The sequence below is a fragment of the Aestuariirhabdus litorea genome (assembly GCF_003864255.1).
Taxonomy (GTDB): domain Bacteria; phylum Pseudomonadota; class Gammaproteobacteria; order Pseudomonadales; family Aestuariirhabdaceae; genus Aestuariirhabdus; species Aestuariirhabdus litorea.
In genome coordinates this window covers 747,210-763,951 of sequence record NZ_QWEZ01000002.1, presented here as the reverse complement: position 1 = coordinate 763,951, position 16,742 = coordinate 747,210, and the positions used below count along the sequence as shown (strand labels likewise).

Below are 16,742 nucleotides of genomic sequence, written 5' to 3'. Positions count from 1 at the left end.
AGAACCAGGGAAGGTTTATGTCGCTCTCGATTGTATATACCCGGGCCCGGGTGGGGGTGGATGCCCCCCTGGTCACGGTGGAAACCCATCTCTCCAACGGACTCCCCTCGCTGTCAATCGTCGGGTTACCCGAAAGTTCGGTAAAGGAGGCCAAGGACCGGGTGCGCAGCGCGCTCCTCAACAGCGGCTTCCAGTTCCCCACCCGCCGTATCACCATTAACCTGGCCCCCGCCGACCTCCCCAAGGAGGGGGGGCGCTACGATCTGCCGATGGCGATCGGCATACTGGCCGCCTCGGACCAGCTGTCGGGGGTGGCGCTTGAGGGGTACGAACTGCTCGGCGAACTGGCCCTGTCGGGTGAGCTGCGCGCCTGCAGCGGAGCCCTAAGCGCCATGATGGCGGCGGAACAGGCGGGGCGCTGTATGCTGATCCCCGTCGCCAATGCCGCCGAGGGAGCGCTGCTGCAATCCCCTCGTATTCGCTGTGCTCCCCACCTGCTGGCCCTGTGCCGCGCCCTAACCGAAGGCCAGCCGCTGCCCCCCTGCCCGCCCCCTGCCATGGCCGATGGCCACCCGGGACCCTGCCTCAGCGACCTGGTGGGACAGTTCCAGGGACGGCGCGCACTGGAGGTCGCGGCCAGCGGTGGCCACAGCCTACTGCTCTATGGCCCGCCGGGTACCGGCAAGACCATGCTCGCCAGCCGCCTGCCCGGTATCCTGCCGGCGCTGGAGCGTGAGGAGGCGTTACAGGTCGCCAACCTCTACTCCATCGCCAGCGGTCACCCCCTGGCCCTGGGGCAACGCCCCTTTCGCGCCCCCCATCACAGCGCCTCTTCGGTGGCCCTGGTGGGCGGAGGCGGTAATCCGCGGCCGGGAGAGATCTCCCTCGCCCATCGCGGGGTGCTGTTTCTCGACGAGCTGCCTGAGTTTGATCGTCGGGTGCTGGAGGTGCTGCGTGAGCCGCTGGAGTCGGGGGAGATTGTGATCTCCCGCGCGGCCCGGCAGGTCACTTTTCCGGCCCGTTTCCAGCTGGTCGCGGCCATGAATCCCTGCCCCTGCGGCTACCGCGGAGACAGCGAACGCCCCTGCCGCTGCACCACGGCGCAACTGGAGCGTTATCAACAGAAGCTCTCCGGCCCGCTGCTCGACCGTATCGACCTGCAGGTAGAGCTGGGACGACTGCCCGCCAGCGCGCTGGCACAGCTTGATGCTTACCGGGGAGAGCCCTCAAGCGCCGTTCGCGACCGGGTCAGCGCCTGTCACCGGTTTCAGTTCGAGCGCCAGGGATGCCTCAATTCGGCACTGGATAACCGCAGCCTGATGCGGGTGTGCGCCCTCGAACCCTCCCAGAGCCGCCTGCTGGAGCGGGCGATTGAGCAGCTGGGGTTGTCGGGACGCGCCTACCACCGGGTATTGCGCATGGCCCGAACCCTGGGGGATATGGAGCAGACGGGGTCGCTGGAGGAGCACCACCTCAATGAAGCACTGGGATTTCGCCAGCTGGATCGCCCGCCGGGCTAAGGCCGGCTAGAGGCCGATCGACTCCAGGGCAACCTGGGGGTCGTTCAGCAGGCGACGGATATGGTCGTCGCTTTCGAGCAGGGTCATCAGGGCGTTCAGTGGGATCGGCTGGCTGTAGAGAAAACCCTGGATCTGGTCACAGGCTTCGCCCCGCAAAAAACCCACCTGGGAGAGGTGATCGACCCCTTCGGCCACCACCTGCAGGTTGAGCTTATGGGCGAGACTGATCATGGCCCGCACTATCACCTGGTTGTCGGTATTGGATTGCAGGTCGCTGATAAAACCACGGTCGATCTTCAGGGTCTGGATCGGCAACTGCTGCAGGTGGGAGAAGGAGGAGTAACCGGAGCCAAAATCGTCGAGGGAAAACTGGATACCCAGCTCATTGAGGGACCTCATCACCCCGCTCACCCGGGCCGGGTCCTGCATGACCGCAGTTTCCGTGAGCTCGAACTCCAGCCGCCCCATGTCCACCCTGGCCTCGTTGAGGATATGGATCAGGGTATCCTGCAGCCGCTCGTCGCGGAACTGGCGGAAGGAGAGGTTGACCGCCACGTGCAGGTCGCTATGCCCGGCGGCGGTGAGCACCCCGAGATCCTTGCAGGCCTGGTAGACCACCCAGTATCCGATCGGCACAATCAGCCCGCTCTCCTCGGCCAGCGGGATAAACTCCGCCGGTGACAGCAGGCCACGGGTGGGGTGTTGCCAGCGCACCAGCGCCTCCACCCCCACCAGCCGCTCGGTGGCCACATCAATGCGGGGCTGGTAGTAGAGCCTCAGTTCCTGCAGCCGGATCGCACGCCTCAGCTCCGCCTCCAGGTAGAGCTGCCCCATCGCCTCGACTTTCATCTCTTCGGTATAAAACTGGTAGCTGCTACCGAGCTGCTTTTTGGCCTCTTTCATCGCCAGCTCGGCGTTATGCACCAGCCCCGCCAGGTCGGTCCCCCCCTCGGGGTAACTGCTGATGCCGACGCTGCACTTGGCCGACACCAGGTGCTCGCCGATCTCGATCGGGGTGGCGATGGCATCCACCAGTTTCTTGACGGCCCGCAGCATCTCCGCCGAATTGGGCATGTGCTCCATGATGATGGAGAACTCATCCCCGGAGGTACGGGCCAGGGTATCGGTACGGCGCATGGAGGCCTGCAGGCGTTCGGTCACCTTGCAGATCAGCTGGTCTCCGGCCTCCTGACCGAAGGATTCGTTGACCTTGCGGAATTCGTCCAGGTCCACCACCAGCAGCACAAAGCTACTCCCATCGCGGTCGGCCCGGGCGATGGCGCGTTGCAGGCGGTCACGGAACAGAATGCGGTTGGGCAGATTGGTGAGGGGGTCGACCTGCGCCTGCTGGTCCATCTGCAGGCGGCAACGGTTCAGCTCACAGCTGTAGTGAATCACCCGTGCCAGCAGTTCGGCATTCAGGGCCCTGTCCGGCAGCAGGTCGACCACCTGGCGGTCGCTGTTGGTCAACGCGCTGTCGCCCCCCTCTCCCAGCAACACCACCGGGCAGGGATCGGCCATGGCATTGAGGGCGCTACCGAGGGCCTCAACCCCCTCCTGGCTGGTGGACTCATCCACCAGCAAGAGGTCGCAGTCAAACCCCTCCAGGTGCGCCAGGGCACCGGGTACCGAGGGACACCAGTAAAGCTGGCAATCGGTGGTGTCGACATGGCTGGCGAGCAGCTGTCGCAACAACAGAAACCGCTGCTGATCGGTGCTGATCAGCAGTAGGTTAAGGGAGGGACTCCCTGCGTCGCGATGAGGGGACAAACGACCACCTTTAGTTATCAAATGAGTTAAAAACTATCGTTCTGGCACTCCACGCCAGCTCCTGAGGAATCCATCCAAAGAAGACAACAGTACCGGATTAATTTAGTTTTTTTCAATACAAACAAGTCGATACAAGGGAAAAATAAATAAAATGTTAAATAACTAACGAAATCAAAGAGTCGAACTTCCCCTCCTCTACCCCTCACAGGTTCTGCTTTTCAGCGTCGCAACCTGTTAAAATATCGCGCCCTTCCCTTTGACCCGGACCGCCGTGAACCACCTTAATGAGCGCCAGCACCAGGCGGTGCACTATATCGATTCCCCCCTGCTGGTGCTGGCTGGTGCCGGCAGCGGCAAAACCAGTGTGATCACCACCAAGATCGCCTACCTGATCCAGCAGTGCGGCTTCAAGGCCAGCAACATCGTGGCCGTTACCTTTACCAACAAGGCGGCGCGGGAGATGAAGGAGAGGGTCGGCAAACTGGTGAAAGGGGCAGCCGCGCGTGGCCTGACGGTCTCCACCTTCCACAACCTGGGGCTCAATATCATCCGCAAGGAGCACCAGGCCCTGGGTTACAAGAGCACCTTTTCGATCTTCGATGCCCAGGACGCCCAGACCCTGATCGGCGACCTGATGCTCAAGGATGACCAGGGGGAGGAGGAGCAGACCGACCAGATCCAGCACATGATCTCCAACTGGAAGAACGACATGGTCACCCCCGAGCAGGCGCTGGCCAACGCCCGCGGTCCCAGTGAGCAGGTGGCGGCGCGGGTTTACCACCATTACGACCGTACCCTCAAGGCCTACAACTCTGTCGATTTCGACGACCTGATCCTGCTGCCGGTAAAACTGTTCCAGACCCGTCCCGACATCCTCGAGAAGTGGCAGAACCGCATTCGCTATCTGCTGGTCGACGAATACCAGGACACCAACGCCAGCCAGTACCTGCTGGTCAGGCAACTGGTGGGGCAACGGGCCCGCTTTACCGTGGTGGGGGACGACGACCAGTCGATCTACGCCTGGCGCGGGGCACGACCGGAGAACCTGGTGCAACTGAAGGAAGATTTTCCCTCTCTACGGGTGATCAAGCTGGAGCAGAACTACCGCTCCACCAGCCGCATTCTCAAGGCGGCCAACACCCTGATCGACAACAACCCCCATGTGTTCGAGAAGCGTCTCTGGAGTGAGCTGGGGATGGGGGAGGAGATCCGGGTGCTGCGCTGCCGCAACGACGAAGCGGAGGCGGAGCGGGTGGCGACCGAGATCGTTAGCCAGCGCCTGAAAAAGGGCACCCAGTATAAGGACTACGCCATCCTCTACCGCGGCAACCACCAGTCGCGCCTGCTGGAGCTGAAACTGCAGCACCACCAGATTCCTTATCACATCAATGGTGGCACCTCCTTCTTCTCCCGCGCCGAGGTGAAGGACATCATGGCCTACCTGCGGCTGCTGATTAACCGTGACGACGACAACGCCTTCCTGCGCATCGTCAACGTACCCCGTCGTGAGATCGGCCCCTCCACCCTTGAGAAGCTGGGTAACTACGCCAATGAGCGTCACGTCAGCCTGTTCGCCGCCATCGACGAGCTGGGGGTGGAGCAACACCTGGGGGGGCGCCACCTCGAAAAACTGCGCACCTTCTCCGAGTGGATCGAGGGCGTCTCCAAGCGCTGCTACACCGACGACCCCATCGCCGCGATTCGCGAGATGATCTACGACTGCGATTACGAAACCTACATCGCCCAACACTGCAGCAACGACCTGATTGCCGAGAAGCGGATGGGCAACGTCTGGTTCCTGCTGGAAGCGCTGCAGCAGACGTTGGCCAAAGCCGAGGATGAGGAGATGGGCTTCGAGGATGCCATCGCCCGCCTGGTGCTGCGGGATATGCTGGAGCGCCAGGAGGAGGAGGACGACGCTGACCGGGTGCAGCTGATGACCCTGCACGCCTCCAAGGGGCTGGAGTATCCTCATGTGTTTATGGTGGGGATGGAGGAGGAGTTGCTGCCCCATCGCACCAGTATTGAGGAGGACAATATCGAAGAGGAGCGTCGCCTCACCTACGTCGGCATCACCCGTGCCCGCCAGACCCTCACCCTCACCCTCGCCGGGATGCGCAAACAGTATGGGGAGATCTTCGACACTACCCCCAGCCGCTTCCTCGACGAGCTCCCCCCCGAAGACCTGATTCGCGAGGGCTGGGGTGAAACCGCCTCCCCTGAGCAGAAACAGGCCAACGCCAACAGCCACCTGAGCGCCATGCGCCAGCTGCTCAACCGCTAGGGAGCCTGCGAATAAGTATCACTCCAACGAGTGGTTGCGCAGGCAAGGGGCTTCCTGCTTGAATCGATCCACCTTTCTGTGGAGCCTATCGATGAGTATCTGGAAAACCCCGCTGACCCTCGAGCAACTGAACCAGCAGTCGGACAACACCCTGGTGAGCCACCTGGGGATCGAAATGACCGAGCTCGGCGATGATTACCTGGTCGGCACCCTGCCGGTCGACCCCCGCACCCACCAGCCCTTCGGTATCCTGCACGGCGGGGCCTCGGTGGTGCTGGCCGAAACCCTGGGCAGCACCGCGGCCAATCTGGCTGCCGACCCCGACTGCTACTGCGTGGGGCTGGAGATCAACGCCAACCACCTCTCCAGCATGCGCAAAGGGACCCTCACCGGTACCGCGCGGGCCATCCATGTGGGGCGCTCGACCCAGGTGTGGGAGATTCAAATGCACAACGACCAGGGCAAAGCGGTCTGCATCTCGCGCTTGACCATGGCGGTCCTGAAAAGGGAGGCCGGGGCCTGAGACCCCGGCCAGCGCTTATTGACCGGACTTGAGGCGGGTCCAGAGCCGGGTTTGCAGGCGCTCGATCTTGCGCAGTACCGGCCGGTGGATAAAGAGTTTGCCCATCACCTCAGGGGGCGGGAAGATGCCCTGGTCGGTGCGGATCGCCTCATCCACCAGCGCAATGGCAGCATCGTTGGCGGTGGCGTAGGCCACATAGTTGACAATACCCGCCATCACCTCAGGCTCCAGCAGGTAGTTGATCAGGCGATGGGCATTATCCGCGTTGGGCGCATCCTTGGGGATGCCGAGCAGGTCGAACCAGATCGGAGCCCCCTCCAAGGGGATGCTGTAAGCCACATTCACCCCATTGCCCGCCTCCTCAGCCCGGTCGGCCGCCTGTAGCACATCGCCGGACCAACCCACGGCAACGCAGGTGTCCCCGTTGGCCAGGTCGGTGATGTACTTGGAGGAGTGGAAATAGGTGATGTAGGGGCGTACCGACTGCATCAGGGCCGCCGCCTTCTCATAATCGCCCGCACTCAGGCTATTGGGGTCCAGCCCCAGATAGGTCAATGCCAATGGCATCATCTCGGCGGGGGAGTCCATAAAGCTGACGCCACACCCGGCCAGCTTTTCCATGTACCGGGGCTCAAACACCAGCGCCCAGCTATCGACCGGCGCGTCATCCCCCAGCACCGCCTTTACCTTGTCGACGTTGTAACCCAGGCCGGTGGTGCCCCACAGATAGGGTACACCATAGCGGTTGCCCGGATCGGTCACCTCCGCCAACTCGGCCATCAACTTGGGGTTGAGGTTTTTCAGGTTGGGGATCTTGCTCTTGTCCAGAGGCAGGTAGATGCCGGCCTGGATCTGCTTGGCCATGAAGTTGTCCGAGGGAACCACCAGGTCATAGCCGGAGTTGCCGGTCAGCAGCTTGGCCTCCAGTACCTCGTTGGCATCGAACAGGTCGTAGACCACCTTGATACCGGTGCGGGCCTCGAAATTGGCGATGGTGTCCTCGGCAATGTAATCATTCCAGTTGTAGACGTTGACCTGCGCCTCGGCCCAGGCAAGGGGCGCGGCCAGCAACGCGGGCAGCACCACGGCTCCCCATCGATAGAGTCTCTGCATGGTGTAGGTTTCCTTCGCTGTTTACCCAGGATCCGGGCCACTGGATGACCGCTTAAGTGGTCCGCCAAGTCCCCTTTCCAGACTAGTTCAAAGCGCGCCCCTGTCGACGCAAAATCAAAGCCGGCCAGAATAGCGCCCGGAATAAAAAGCGATCGTGCGCGCTCAAACCGGAAGTGCCGGTGGTGTACAGCGGCCCACCCATCCTTTGATCGCTCACACCATCCCTGGCTCCCGCGATCTACGACTGACAGGGATGTCAGGAGTGCCGATTGCGCAGGAGCGCAGCTATCGGCCCGCCCGTCCCTTGATCGCTCACGCCATCCCTGGCTCCCGCGATCTACGACTGACAGGGATGTCAGGAGTGCCGATTGCGCAGGAGCGCAGCTATCGGCCCGCCCGTCCCTTGATCGCTCACACCATCCCTGGCTCCCGCGATCTACCGTACATCCTGTACATAAAAAAACCTCCCGCCGGGGGACCGGGGGAGGTTTTATCGGTCGGTCCGGGTTTAGCGGGACAGGCCGCTCATAAACTCAATGGCAGAGCCGATTTCATCGTCGGAGCAGGCGCCACAGCCGCCACGGGGAGGCATCGCGTTGATACCATTGATGGCGTGGGCGAGCAGCTGGTCGAAACCGCCGGCCTTATCGGCACGGGCCTTCCACTCAGCGGTGTCACCCTGCTTGGGAGCACCCAGCACACCGGTTCCATGGCAAGCCGCACAGGCTGCATTGTAGACATCCTGGCCACTGCGCCCTGCCGCAGCGGTCGCCGCGCCACCAGAGGCACAGGCATCGCCCTGAACGCAGACCTCGCCCACAGGCTTGATTCGCTCGGCAATGGCTTCATCCGCCTGGCTGGCAGAAGTCAGCAGCAGACCGGCGATACAGAGTGCGCCAAAGGCACCTTTTTTCAACATCTCAATTGCTAAAGCCACGCAGCTTCCCCTCATCAATTTTAAAAGTGTTTGACCATTATTTGATCATATGGATTTTTTTGCAGGGGCGATTATAGACCATTCTCTACGCACCACAAAGCAGGCGGCTCAGAGGGTCACCACCCGTAGCGCCAGCAGCAGCAGGAACACCCCGGTCACCCGGTCGATCAACTGCGCCCGCGCCCGCAGGCGCTCCAGCACCGACCGGTGCGACAGCAACACAGCCACAAGGCAGTACCAGCCGCCATCGATCAGGGTGGGGGTCAACACCATCACTACCCCTACCCAGAACGGGGTATCCGCCTCCACAAACTGGCTGAAAAGGGCGACGAAAAAGATCATCAGCTTGGGGTTGAGCAGCGAGATCATCAACCCATCCCGGGCCGCCTGCCGCCAGTGCTGGCCGACGGAGCCAGTGCCCGACGGACCGATACTGCCCTCCGACCGAAGGGCCTTGATCCCCAGCCAGGCCAGGTACGCGGCGCCCCCCCACCCCAACAGCTGTTGCGCCAGGGGGTAGTGGGCAAAGAGCGCCGCCAGCCCGGTCACCGACAGCAGGGCGTAGCCTCCGACCCCCAGGGCATGGGCCACCCCCACCGCCATGCCGTGGGCCCGTGAATGGTTCAGGGTGTGGCGCAACACCACCGCCAGGCTCGGGCCGGGGGAGACCGCCCCCAACAAACAGACCCCCGCCAGTGCCAACCAGGCCGCCAGCGTCATGATGCCCCCTCCGCGATCGCCCCAACCCCGGGATTCAGCGCGCGCATAACCCCCTTCAGGTGAGGCCTGACCCCGGCCCCATCCTGCAACAGGAAATCCACGCCACCCTCACTCCCCACCTGCCAGCTCATCAGCGCCTCCCCCGGAAGAAACAGCGGGGTCTTGAACTCACAACTCACCTCCAGCGCCTCCCCCAGCTCGGCCACCGCGTCCTGCAGGCTGGTGATGCAGCGGGCCTTGCTCCACATGCCATGGATCAGGGCACGGGGAAAACCGAACAGGCGGGCACTCAGTCCAAACAGGTGGATGGGGTTATAGTCACCGGCAAGGCGGGCGTAGCGGCGACCCAGGTTGGCGGGTAACTCCCAGCGCCCGCGGCAGCCCAACGGACTCAGCCGGTCGGCGACACGAGCGGCCCGGGGGGCTGTGCGGCTACGGTAGAGGTTAACACTGCAACTCTCCCACACCCGCTCGCCTCCCTGCTCCAGCCGGGTACAGAGCTCGAATTCCAGCCCCCGCTCGGTCGGGTTCTGACCCTGCAGCCAGCTCTCCAGCTGCACCGGCGCATGGGGATTGATCGCCCTATAGGCCCGGATACGGTTACGCAGGTGTACCAGCCCCAGCAGAGGCAGCGGGAACGCCGGCACCGTGATCAGGCTTAACTGCAGGGGGAAGCTCAGCAGGTGAGGGTAACACAGTGGCACACCGGCATCGCCTTCGACACACTGGATCAGGCGGCGGTAGCGCTCAAGGTGAGCGGGGTTAATGCGAATCCCCTCCACCCGTACCCGGCCCGGCGGCAGCGGCTGCCCCTGATAGGGGGCTTTGCGGCGCAGCAGGATACGCGCAAGCAGTAGGGGCAGCGAGGGCATGCGGTCCAGTAGCACGGGGTGTGGGTCCTTCGGATGGGCTTGATTCAGGGCGCAAACGGTAACACAAAGAAGAAGCGGCTGCCCTCCCCCAGGCGGCTCTCGACCCCGATATCGCTGCCGTGGAGCTGCAGGATACGGCGACTGATCGCCAACCCCAGACCACTGTTGCCCAGTTTGCCGGTGGCGGCGTTGGTGCCCCGGTAGTGAGGCTCAAAGATACGGGGCAGCTCCTCGGCGGGGATGCCACGCCCACTGTCGCACACGCTCACCTCCAGCCCCCCGGGCTGGGCCTCGATCCGGACCCAGACCCGATCCCCTCGCTGACAGTGCCTGATGGCGTTATCCAGCAGGTTAGTCAGCACTCGCTCCAGCTTTTCGATATCCGCCATCAACTGCAGTGAGGGGTCGCGGGGCTCGACCGACAGCTCGATCCCGCGCTCCGATGCCTGCAGCGCCAGTTTCTGCAGCAGGTCCTGCACCAGCTCGGCGATCGCCACCGGCTCGGCATGCACCGCGCTGTCGGCACTGTCGAGGTGGGCCAGCTCAAACAGCTGCTCCACCAGCGCGCTGACCCGGTAGGCGTTGTCCAGCGCCACCCGGACCAGATCCGCCCCGTCGGCATCGGCGTGACGAATCTGCCAGGTCTCCAGGTAGCCCAACAGGGCGGCCAATGGGGTGCGCAGGTCGTGGGAGATGTAGGAGACCAGCTCGCGGCGCAGGGCATCACTGCCCTTGACCCTCAAGTACTGCTGCTCCAGCACCCCCACCAGCTCGTTGAAGGTCGCCCCCAGGCGCTCGATCTCGTCGGGGCTATCGGCGGACCACTGCCCGGGGGGCGGCACCACCTGCTCGAACCCCCGCTGCCGGTACTGGCTCATCTCCCGCGACAGCCGCCTGAGCGGCCGGGTCAGCAGGGCAAACAGCAGCAGGCTCACCACCAGGCCGAAGGCCAACGCCGCCAGTGCGCCCCAGACCCCCAGTTTGACGATGTGGCTCTGTTGCAAGAGCGCCATCAGATCGTCGTAGGCTTCTCCGCCGATGATGATATAGAGGTAACCCAACAGGCGCTCCCCGTCGCGAATCTCGGCGGCCGAAAATACCTTACGTCGCGCCACTGAGCGGGGATCGTCCCCTTTGATCGGGAGCATACGGCTCGCGGACAGAAACGCCTGGATCGGCTCCAGGCTGAGGGTCCGTCTTTTGATGCGCGCATCATCGGCTGAGTAAGTGGTCACTTCCCCCGCGGGGTCAAGCAGGTAAAACTCGAAACTTGGACCCAGGATCATCATCGAGTGGAAGCGCTCGCGCAGGGCGACCCGGTCGACCTCCCCCCCCTTCACCAGGGGGTAATCCTGCACGATGTGGCGGGCCAGGTCCCTATGCAGACGCTGCTCCACTTCATCCTGGTAAGTACGGCTGAGCTGCTGGGCCAGGGCCATCATCAGCACCACCAGCAGCAGAAAGCTCGCCAACAGGGCCAGCGACAGCTTGCTGTAGAAGGTGGCGAAGCGCTTCAGCATGGGGGCCCCGGCGCATCGCACAGCTTGTAGCCCACCCCCCACACGGTGAGCACATAGCGGGGCTCGGAGGGAGTCGACTCCAGCTTGTTGCGCAGGCGGTTAATGTGAGAATTGACGGTGTGTTCGTAACCACTGTGCTGGTAACCCCACACTCCATCGAGCAACTCGGTACGGCTGAATACGGTCCCCGGCTGGCTCGCCAGATAGAGCAGCAGGTCAAATTCGGTCGCGGTCAGCTCCACCTCCTGCCCCGCCATCTCCACCCGCCGCCGGAGAGGGTCGATCGACAGCTGCCCGATCTTGATCGGCTGCACCTCGGCATCGTCGCGCTGGCTGAGCATCTCTACCCGACGCAACAGCGCCTTGACCCTGGCCTGCAGCTCACGAACCGAAAAGGGTTTTGTGAGGTAGTCGTCGGCCCCCATCTCCAACCCCACGACCCGGTCTGCCTCCGAGTCGCGGGCGGTCAGCATCAGTATGGGCAGGGTTCGCCGCGCTGAGCGCAGGCGGCGGCAGAGTTCGAGGCCGTCGATACCCGGCAGCATCAGGTCCAGTACCAGCAAGTCGTAATCGCCCGCGAGGGCACGCTCCAACCCCTCGGTCCCATCGGCGCAGCTGTCGACCTCGTGGTTGGCATCGGCCAGGTTCATCGCCACCAGTTTGTTGATATCGGGATCGTCCTCGATCACCAGAATCCGTTTTGTCATGCCGCCCTCAGGCCGGTGGATTGGGAGGTCCCCGCGGGGCCCTTAGCCACCAGTATGGTTTAGACCTGAGGGGAAGTTATCACGATTCTGTCACGAGATGTCATGATTCCATAAAACCGTACGGCCACCCCTTTCCCCCGCCCCACCGCTTGTGCACACTGGTTACTAACGGGCCAACCTGAACCTGCCCGTAACAGGAGATCCAGCATGAAACACCTTATCAGCCTCGGCGCCGCCGCCCTGCTTGTGCTTGCCGGCAGCGTCTACAGCACTTCGCACCAGTCCAGCGGCCAGGGGATGGACGCCAGCATGGCGGGCCAGGGCGCAGTTGCCACCTTTGCCGGTGGCTGCTTCTGGTGCACCGAATCCACCTTCGAGAAATACCCGGGTGTCACCGAGGTGATCTCCGGCTACGTCGGTGGCCATGTGGACAATCCCACCTACAAGCAGGTTTCCAGCGGTAAAACCGGCCATGTAGAAGCCGTGGAGGTGTACTACGATCCGGCTAAAATCAGCTACGACGACCTGCTGCAGATCTTCTGGCGCGAGATCAACCCCACCGATGGCGGTGGCCAGTTTGTCGACCGCGGTTACCATTACCGCCCCTTTATCTTCGTCCATAATGACGAGCAGCGTGCAGCCGCCGAGCAGTCGGTAGCCCAGATGAATGCCTCCGGACGCTACTCCAAGCCGATCCTGCCGGACATCGTGCGCAACCATGAGCGCTTCTGGCCTGCGGAGGAATACCACCAGAACTACTACGCCACCAACCCGATCCGCTACAAGTTCTACCGCTACAACTCGGGCCGCGACCAGTACCTGGAACAAACCTGGGGAGAAGAGCTCAAATACACTCCGGGACAGATGATGAAAACCGGTGCCATGAAGAGCGAGTCCATGGGCACAATGCCGATGGCATCACCAGCAAAAGGTAACCTGACCATGAGTGACTTTGAGCAGTTCACCAAACCCGACGAACCGACCTTACGCCAACGCCTGACGCCCCTGCAGTTCAAAGTGACCCAGGAGGAGGGTACCGAGCCCCCCTTTCGCAACGAGTTTTGGGACAACAAGCAGGCGGGTATTTATGTCGATGTGGTGAGTGGAGAGCCGCTGTTCTCCTCCCTCGACAAATACGACTCCCAAAGTGGATGGCCCAGCTTCACCCAGCCCCTGCATAAAGAGCTGATCGTGGAAAAAACGGACTTCAAGCTGATCATGCCCCGCACCGAACTGCGTAGCCGCTACGGCGACTCCCATCTGGGCCATGTTTTTGACGACGGCCCCGCCCCCACGGGCCTGCGCTATTGCATCAACTCGGCGGCGCTGCGCTTTATTCCCAAGGAGCGCCTGGCAGAGGAAGGGTACGGCCAGTACAGCCACCTGTTCCAGTAACGAGTCTGTAAAAACCTGAGTCAGTGGCATTCTGTGCAACCTGTAACAAGGTCAACAGAGTGCCACTTAAGGGCTCGCTAGATGCTCCCTACGGACCAGTCACAGGGCAGCTGTAACCGATATCTCCACCTTTAACTCCGGACTCGCCATAGCGGCCTCAACACAGGCTCGGGCGGGTGCGTAGCCCTCGGGTACCCACGCATCCCATACCGCGTTCATGGCGGCAAAATCCTCCATCGATTTTAGATAGACCGTGGCGCTCAGCATTTTTTCGCGGCTACTGCCCACCGACTGCAACAGCTCATCGACCTTGGCCAGCATGGTTTGGGTCTGATGGGTAATATCAGCACTCCGATCTTCAGCCACCTGGCCACAGAGGTAAACCGTCTGGTTGTGGACAACAATTTTGCTCATGCGAGCACTGGTTTGATAACGATCAATAGACATAATAAGTACTCAATTGGAAATGTTTTGGGGATTTTAAAGACACAGTATCCGGATCACTTTTCTGCGACCTCTCCCGCGCCATGATGAGAGGATTGGGGGGCCATTGTTGCGAGTTCCCCCAGGGTGACGGGCTTAATCGGAGCGCGCACCCGGTAATACCCCACCTCTTCAATCGGCAACTGGTGCACTTCGGCGATCAACTGCGACACGGTCAATCCGCATAATCGGCCCTGGCAGGGCCCCATGCCGGCACGGCTAAACGCCTTGGCCTGGTTAGGTCCGGCACAGCCCTGGCCAGCAATACGGCGAATCTCTCCGGCGCTAACCTCTTCACAACGGCACACAAGCGTTTCATCCGCCGGATGTAAAAACTCAGCGGCGGGCCGGTACAGGCGGTCAAGAAAGGGGCGTATAGCCAATTGCTGATCAAGCTGGCGGCGCAGCCCCCGCGCCTGCTCGTCTCGTTCACCCTGGTTGATTCGCCCCAACCGGTGGATTATGGCGCAGGCGCTCAGGCGCCCTTGCAGCTCTGCCGCCAGAGCCCCCCCGATACCGCCGCCATCACCAGCGATGTAGATGCCGGCCATGGAAGACTCGCCCCATAGGTCACAGCGGGGCAGCCAGCACTGCTGTTGCTCACTCCAGAAGTGCTCCAAGCCCATGGAGCGGCTCAATTGAACATTGGGCACCACACCCTGGTGAACCAGTAGTGTTTTGCATACGCGGCTATAGCGGCGGCCGCGATGGCTATATTCAACACGCTCCAGTTGCCCGTCTGAACCGGTGAGGGCCTGTAATTGACGGACATTTTTGATCAGTGGCACACCCGCCTGTCGCAACTCGGCGAGTAACCGGACCCCCTTCAGCAAATATCGCCATCCGCGCAATGCACCGCCAAGCTCTGCCAGGGCTTCGCGGTAGTGGCTGCCGGGGGTCGTATCCAGCACCGCCTCTACCGGGACGCCGGCACGCACCAGCTGGCAAGCCACCAGCAACAGCAGCGGACCACTACCGGCGATGACCACGGGAACGGCGGGGGCCAGGCCGCTGGTCTTAAACATAATCTGGGCGGAACCACAGGTCATTACACCGGGTGCGGTCCAGCCCGGGAACGGAACCGGTCGCTCCTGTGCTCCAGTTGCCAGTAGCAGGGCATCGAAGGTTAATCGGTGGCTACCGCCGTCGACAGAGAAACAGAGTTGGTCCGCTTCCGCCTCCCACACACTGGCTCCACGAATATGGTCGATAGAGCAGCGCTGGAAGCTGTCTACCAGCTTCTCGCCGTAGTAATAGTCGGGACCAAGGATCTTGCGATCACGCAGGGCAGGGCTGCCCACACGCCGATAAATCTGGCCTCCGGCGGTCTGTTGCTCGTCGAGCAGGGCGACTCTGAGGCCAGCCCTGGCTGAGTCAATGGCGGCCGCCATACCCGCAGGGCCAGCGCCGACGATCACCAGGTCGTAATGTGATTCGGTCATGCGCTACACTCCGGGATATCACGGGCACCCCGTTGAAAGCTGACCTTCATGCCGTCAGTCACCAGGATCATGCAGCCCTGGGTGTTTGGTTGGCCATCAATCTCCATCAGGCACTCGAAACACACGCCCATCATGCAGTAAGGCGCCCGCGGGCTGCCTGACACGGGTGTGGTGCGTGTCGGTCCGAGTCCAGCCGCTAATACCGCGGCCGCCACGCTATCGCCGGCACGCGCGGTAACGGCCTGCCCCTCGACCCAAATCTCAACCGCGTCAGCCGGGTTTGCCGGCAAGCGCTTAAACGCTGAATCGCTGGCCATGAAAAGTCTCCAGTGAAAATTCGTCAGGTTGCTGTCCGTTCTCGATCCAGGTCGCAATCGGACCGGCATGGGCTGCCGCCAGGGTGACGCCACTGTGGCATGTCACCAGGTAAGCGCCAGGGTACTGTTCGGACTGTTGATAGATGGGATAGCCATCCGGCGTCATAACCCGCAACGCTCCCCAGGAGCGTACCAGCCGAACCTGCGCCAACAGTGGGAACATACGTACCGCACGGGCGGCGATAGCGGCCAGTACGTCGGTAGTGGTGCCACAATCAAAGCCGACATCCTCCTTTGAATCGCCGCACTGTATGGTGCCTTCGGCCGTTTGGCGGACGTGGCCGGTAGGGTAGTCGAGAAAGTGGCGTACCCTTTCAGCAATCAGCACCTGGCCGCGGTTGGGTTCAAGGGGTGCGAATAACCCGACCTGTGGAGCCAAGGCTTTGTTGCCCAGCCCTGCGGCCAGTACCACCTTGGAGCACCCGATCCGGTGGTCTCCCGCCAGGACTTCAAAGCCGCCGTTAACCGGGGTAATACGGGAAACCGGGCCACAGGTGAGCAACTGGCCACCGCGTTTCAGGAATCGCTCCACCATCGCCCGCAGCAAAAAGAGCGGGTTGACGTGGCCGTCTTCCGGCCCCCAGGTCGCGCCGGCCACGGTGGGACCGATCTCCCTGACCCTGGCTTTCAGTGCACTGTGATCCAGTACCTCAAAGGGATAGTCACCACCGAGGGCGTCGCGCATCGAACTGAGCATCTGCTGGCGCTGCTGCAACTCCTCTTCGGTGAGGCAGATGTAGAGCCCACCCACCTGTGATAGCTGTATATCGATACCGGTAGCATCGGTCAGGCCGTCGGCAAATCGGCGCCACTGCCTGGCGGATTGGCGAGTCAGGCGGGCGTAGTCAGGGCAGCTGTCGCCCTTGCCTTGAACCCACACCAAACCAAAGTTACCTCGCGAGGCACGAAGGGCTATGTCACCCTCATCAATGACTGCGACTTGTCGGCCATGATCCTGCAGACCCAGCGCGACCGCCAGACCGACCAAACCACCACCGATAACCGACACGTCGGCATCCGTGCAGCCAGGTGTCAATCCTGCGTTCATGGTCTTCTCTCCAAAGGGGTATCACTCGGCC

15 protein-coding genes are annotated in these 16,742 nt (G+C 62.3%); 4 read left to right on the top strand and 11 right to left on the bottom strand.

Features of this window, described 5'->3' with window-relative positions:
* The first annotated feature begins 17 nt into the window (after positions 1–17).
* Positions 18–1,520: a YifB family Mg chelatase-like AAA ATPase gene (locus D0544_RS13600; protein WP_125017039.1), complete on the top strand. Its 1,503-nt coding sequence runs from the start codon at positions 18–20 to the stop codon at positions 1,518–1,520.
* Positions 1,521–1,526: 6 nt separating this feature from the next.
* On the opposite strand, the gene D0544_RS13595 is transcribed toward D0544_RS13600, so the two are convergent.
* Positions 1,527–3,290, bottom strand: a complete 1,764-nt coding sequence (locus tag D0544_RS13595) for a putative bifunctional diguanylate cyclase/phosphodiesterase (RefSeq protein ID WP_125017037.1) — start codon at positions 3,288–3,290, stop codon at positions 1,527–1,529.
* Positions 3,291–3,561: 271 nt separating this feature from the next.
* Here D0544_RS13595 and rep point away from each other — a divergent pair, with 271 nt between their 5' ends.
* Positions 3,562–5,574 (top strand): DNA helicase Rep, encoded by a 2,013-nt coding sequence (rep, locus tag D0544_RS13590; protein WP_125017035.1) that lies wholly within the window; start codon positions 3,562–3,564, stop codon positions 5,572–5,574.
* 91 nt (positions 5,575–5,665) lie between these two features.
* The gene (locus tag D0544_RS13585; RefSeq protein ID WP_125017033.1) at positions 5,666–6,097 is read left to right on the top strand and encodes a hotdog fold thioesterase; all 432 of its coding nucleotides are present in this window, start codon (positions 5,666–5,668) and stop codon (positions 6,095–6,097) included.
* A 15-nt stretch (positions 6,098–6,112) separates the two neighbouring features.
* On the opposite strand, the gene D0544_RS13580 is transcribed toward D0544_RS13585, so the two are convergent.
* The 6 genes from D0544_RS13580 to D0544_RS13555 all read right to left on the bottom strand — a co-directional run bounded on the left by D0544_RS13580 (position 6,113) and on the right by D0544_RS13555 (position 11,966).
* Entirely contained in the window at positions 6,113–7,210 is a 1,098-nt protein-coding gene (locus D0544_RS13580) for a polyamine ABC transporter substrate-binding protein (RefSeq protein ID WP_125017031.1), read from the bottom strand.
* 508 nt (positions 7,211–7,718) lie between these two features.
* Positions 7,719–8,147, bottom strand: a complete 429-nt coding sequence (locus tag D0544_RS13575) for a c-type cytochrome (RefSeq protein WP_243647339.1) — start codon at positions 8,145–8,147, stop codon at positions 7,719–7,721.
* A gap of 108 nt (positions 8,148–8,255) precedes the next feature.
* Positions 8,256–8,867: a LysE family translocator gene (locus D0544_RS13570; RefSeq protein ID WP_125017027.1), complete on the bottom strand. Its 612-nt coding sequence runs from the start codon at positions 8,865–8,867 to the stop codon at positions 8,256–8,258.
* Complete coding sequence (locus tag D0544_RS13565) at positions 8,864–9,754, bottom strand: MaoC/PaaZ C-terminal domain-containing protein (protein ID WP_125017025.1); 891 nt, start codon at positions 9,752–9,754, stop codon at positions 8,864–8,866. The genes D0544_RS13570 and D0544_RS13565 overlap by 4 nt, the downstream gene beginning before the upstream one ends.
* Before the next feature lie 29 nt (positions 9,755–9,783).
* The gene (locus tag D0544_RS13560; RefSeq protein ID WP_125017023.1) at positions 9,784–11,259 is read right to left on the bottom strand and encodes a sensor histidine kinase; all 1,476 of its coding nucleotides are present in this window, start codon (positions 11,257–11,259) and stop codon (positions 9,784–9,786) included.
* Positions 11,253–11,966, bottom strand: a complete 714-nt coding sequence (locus D0544_RS13555) for a response regulator transcription factor (RefSeq protein ID WP_125017021.1) — start codon at positions 11,964–11,966, stop codon at positions 11,253–11,255. Before D0544_RS13555 ends, D0544_RS13560 begins: the two co-directional genes overlap by 7 nt.
* A gap of 207 nt (positions 11,967–12,173) precedes the next feature.
* Here D0544_RS13555 and msrB point away from each other — a divergent pair, with 207 nt between their 5' ends.
* Positions 12,174–13,361: a peptide-methionine (R)-S-oxide reductase MsrB gene (msrB, locus tag D0544_RS17460; RefSeq protein WP_125017019.1), complete on the top strand. Its 1,188-nt coding sequence runs from the start codon at positions 12,174–12,176 to the stop codon at positions 13,359–13,361.
* Between the two features lie 99 nt (positions 13,362–13,460).
* On the opposite strand, the gene D0544_RS13545 is transcribed toward msrB, so the two are convergent.
* The 4 genes from D0544_RS13545 to D0544_RS13530 are packed head-to-tail and all read right to left on the bottom strand — an operon-like array spanning position 13,461 to position 16,711.
* A complete protein-coding gene (locus D0544_RS13545) occupies positions 13,461–13,808 on the bottom strand; it encodes a RidA family protein (RefSeq protein ID WP_125017017.1) in 348 nt (115 codons plus the stop codon).
* Between the two features lie 53 nt (positions 13,809–13,861).
* Positions 13,862–15,286, bottom strand: coding sequence for an FAD/NAD(P)-dependent oxidoreductase (locus D0544_RS13540; protein ID WP_125017015.1), 1,425 nt, complete (start codon positions 15,284–15,286; stop codon positions 13,862–13,864).
* Complete coding sequence (locus D0544_RS13535) at positions 15,283–15,603, bottom strand: (2Fe-2S)-binding protein (RefSeq protein ID WP_125017013.1); 321 nt, start codon at positions 15,601–15,603, stop codon at positions 15,283–15,285. The genes D0544_RS13540 and D0544_RS13535 overlap by 4 nt, the downstream gene beginning before the upstream one ends.
* Positions 15,581–16,711, bottom strand: a complete 1,131-nt coding sequence (locus D0544_RS13530; RefSeq protein WP_125017010.1) for an NAD(P)/FAD-dependent oxidoreductase — start codon at positions 16,709–16,711, stop codon at positions 15,581–15,583. Before D0544_RS13530 ends, D0544_RS13535 begins: the two co-directional genes overlap by 23 nt.
* Between the last annotated feature and the right edge of the window lie 31 nt (positions 16,712–16,742).

Excerpts from the sequence above, each read along its gene's own strand:
- D0544_RS13545 (WP_125017017.1), bottom strand. The coding sequence starts at position 13,808 with ATGTCTATTGATCGTTATCAAACCAGTGCTCGCATGAGCAAAATTGTT.
- D0544_RS13535 (WP_125017013.1), bottom strand. The coding sequence starts at position 15,603 with ATGGCCAGCGATTCAGCGTTTAAGCGCTTGCCGGCAAACCCGGCTGAC.
- D0544_RS13540 (WP_125017015.1), bottom strand. The coding sequence starts at position 15,286 with ATGACCGAATCACATTACGACCTGGTGATCGTCGGCGCTGGCCCTGCG.
- D0544_RS13600 (WP_125017039.1), top strand. The coding sequence starts at position 18 with ATGTCGCTCTCGATTGTATATACCCGGGCCCGGGTGGGGGTGGATGCC.
- D0544_RS13555 (WP_125017021.1), bottom strand. The coding sequence starts at position 11,966 with ATGACAAAACGGATTCTGGTGATCGAGGACGATCCCGATATCAACAAA.
- D0544_RS13530 (WP_125017010.1), bottom strand. The coding sequence starts at position 16,711 with ATGAACGCAGGATTGACACCTGGCTGCACGGATGCCGACGTGTCGGTT.
- D0544_RS13580 (WP_125017031.1), bottom strand. The coding sequence starts at position 7,210 with ATGCAGAGACTCTATCGATGGGGAGCCGTGGTGCTGCCCGCGTTGCTG.
- D0544_RS13570 (WP_125017027.1), bottom strand. The coding sequence starts at position 8,867 with ATGACGCTGGCGGCCTGGTTGGCACTGGCGGGGGTCTGTTTGTTGGGG.
- msrB (WP_125017019.1), top strand. The coding sequence starts at position 12,174 with ATGAAACACCTTATCAGCCTCGGCGCCGCCGCCCTGCTTGTGCTTGCC.
- D0544_RS13560 (WP_125017023.1), bottom strand. The coding sequence starts at position 11,259 with ATGCTGAAGCGCTTCGCCACCTTCTACAGCAAGCTGTCGCTGGCCCTG.
- D0544_RS13585 (WP_125017033.1), top strand. The coding sequence starts at position 5,666 with ATGAGTATCTGGAAAACCCCGCTGACCCTCGAGCAACTGAACCAGCAG.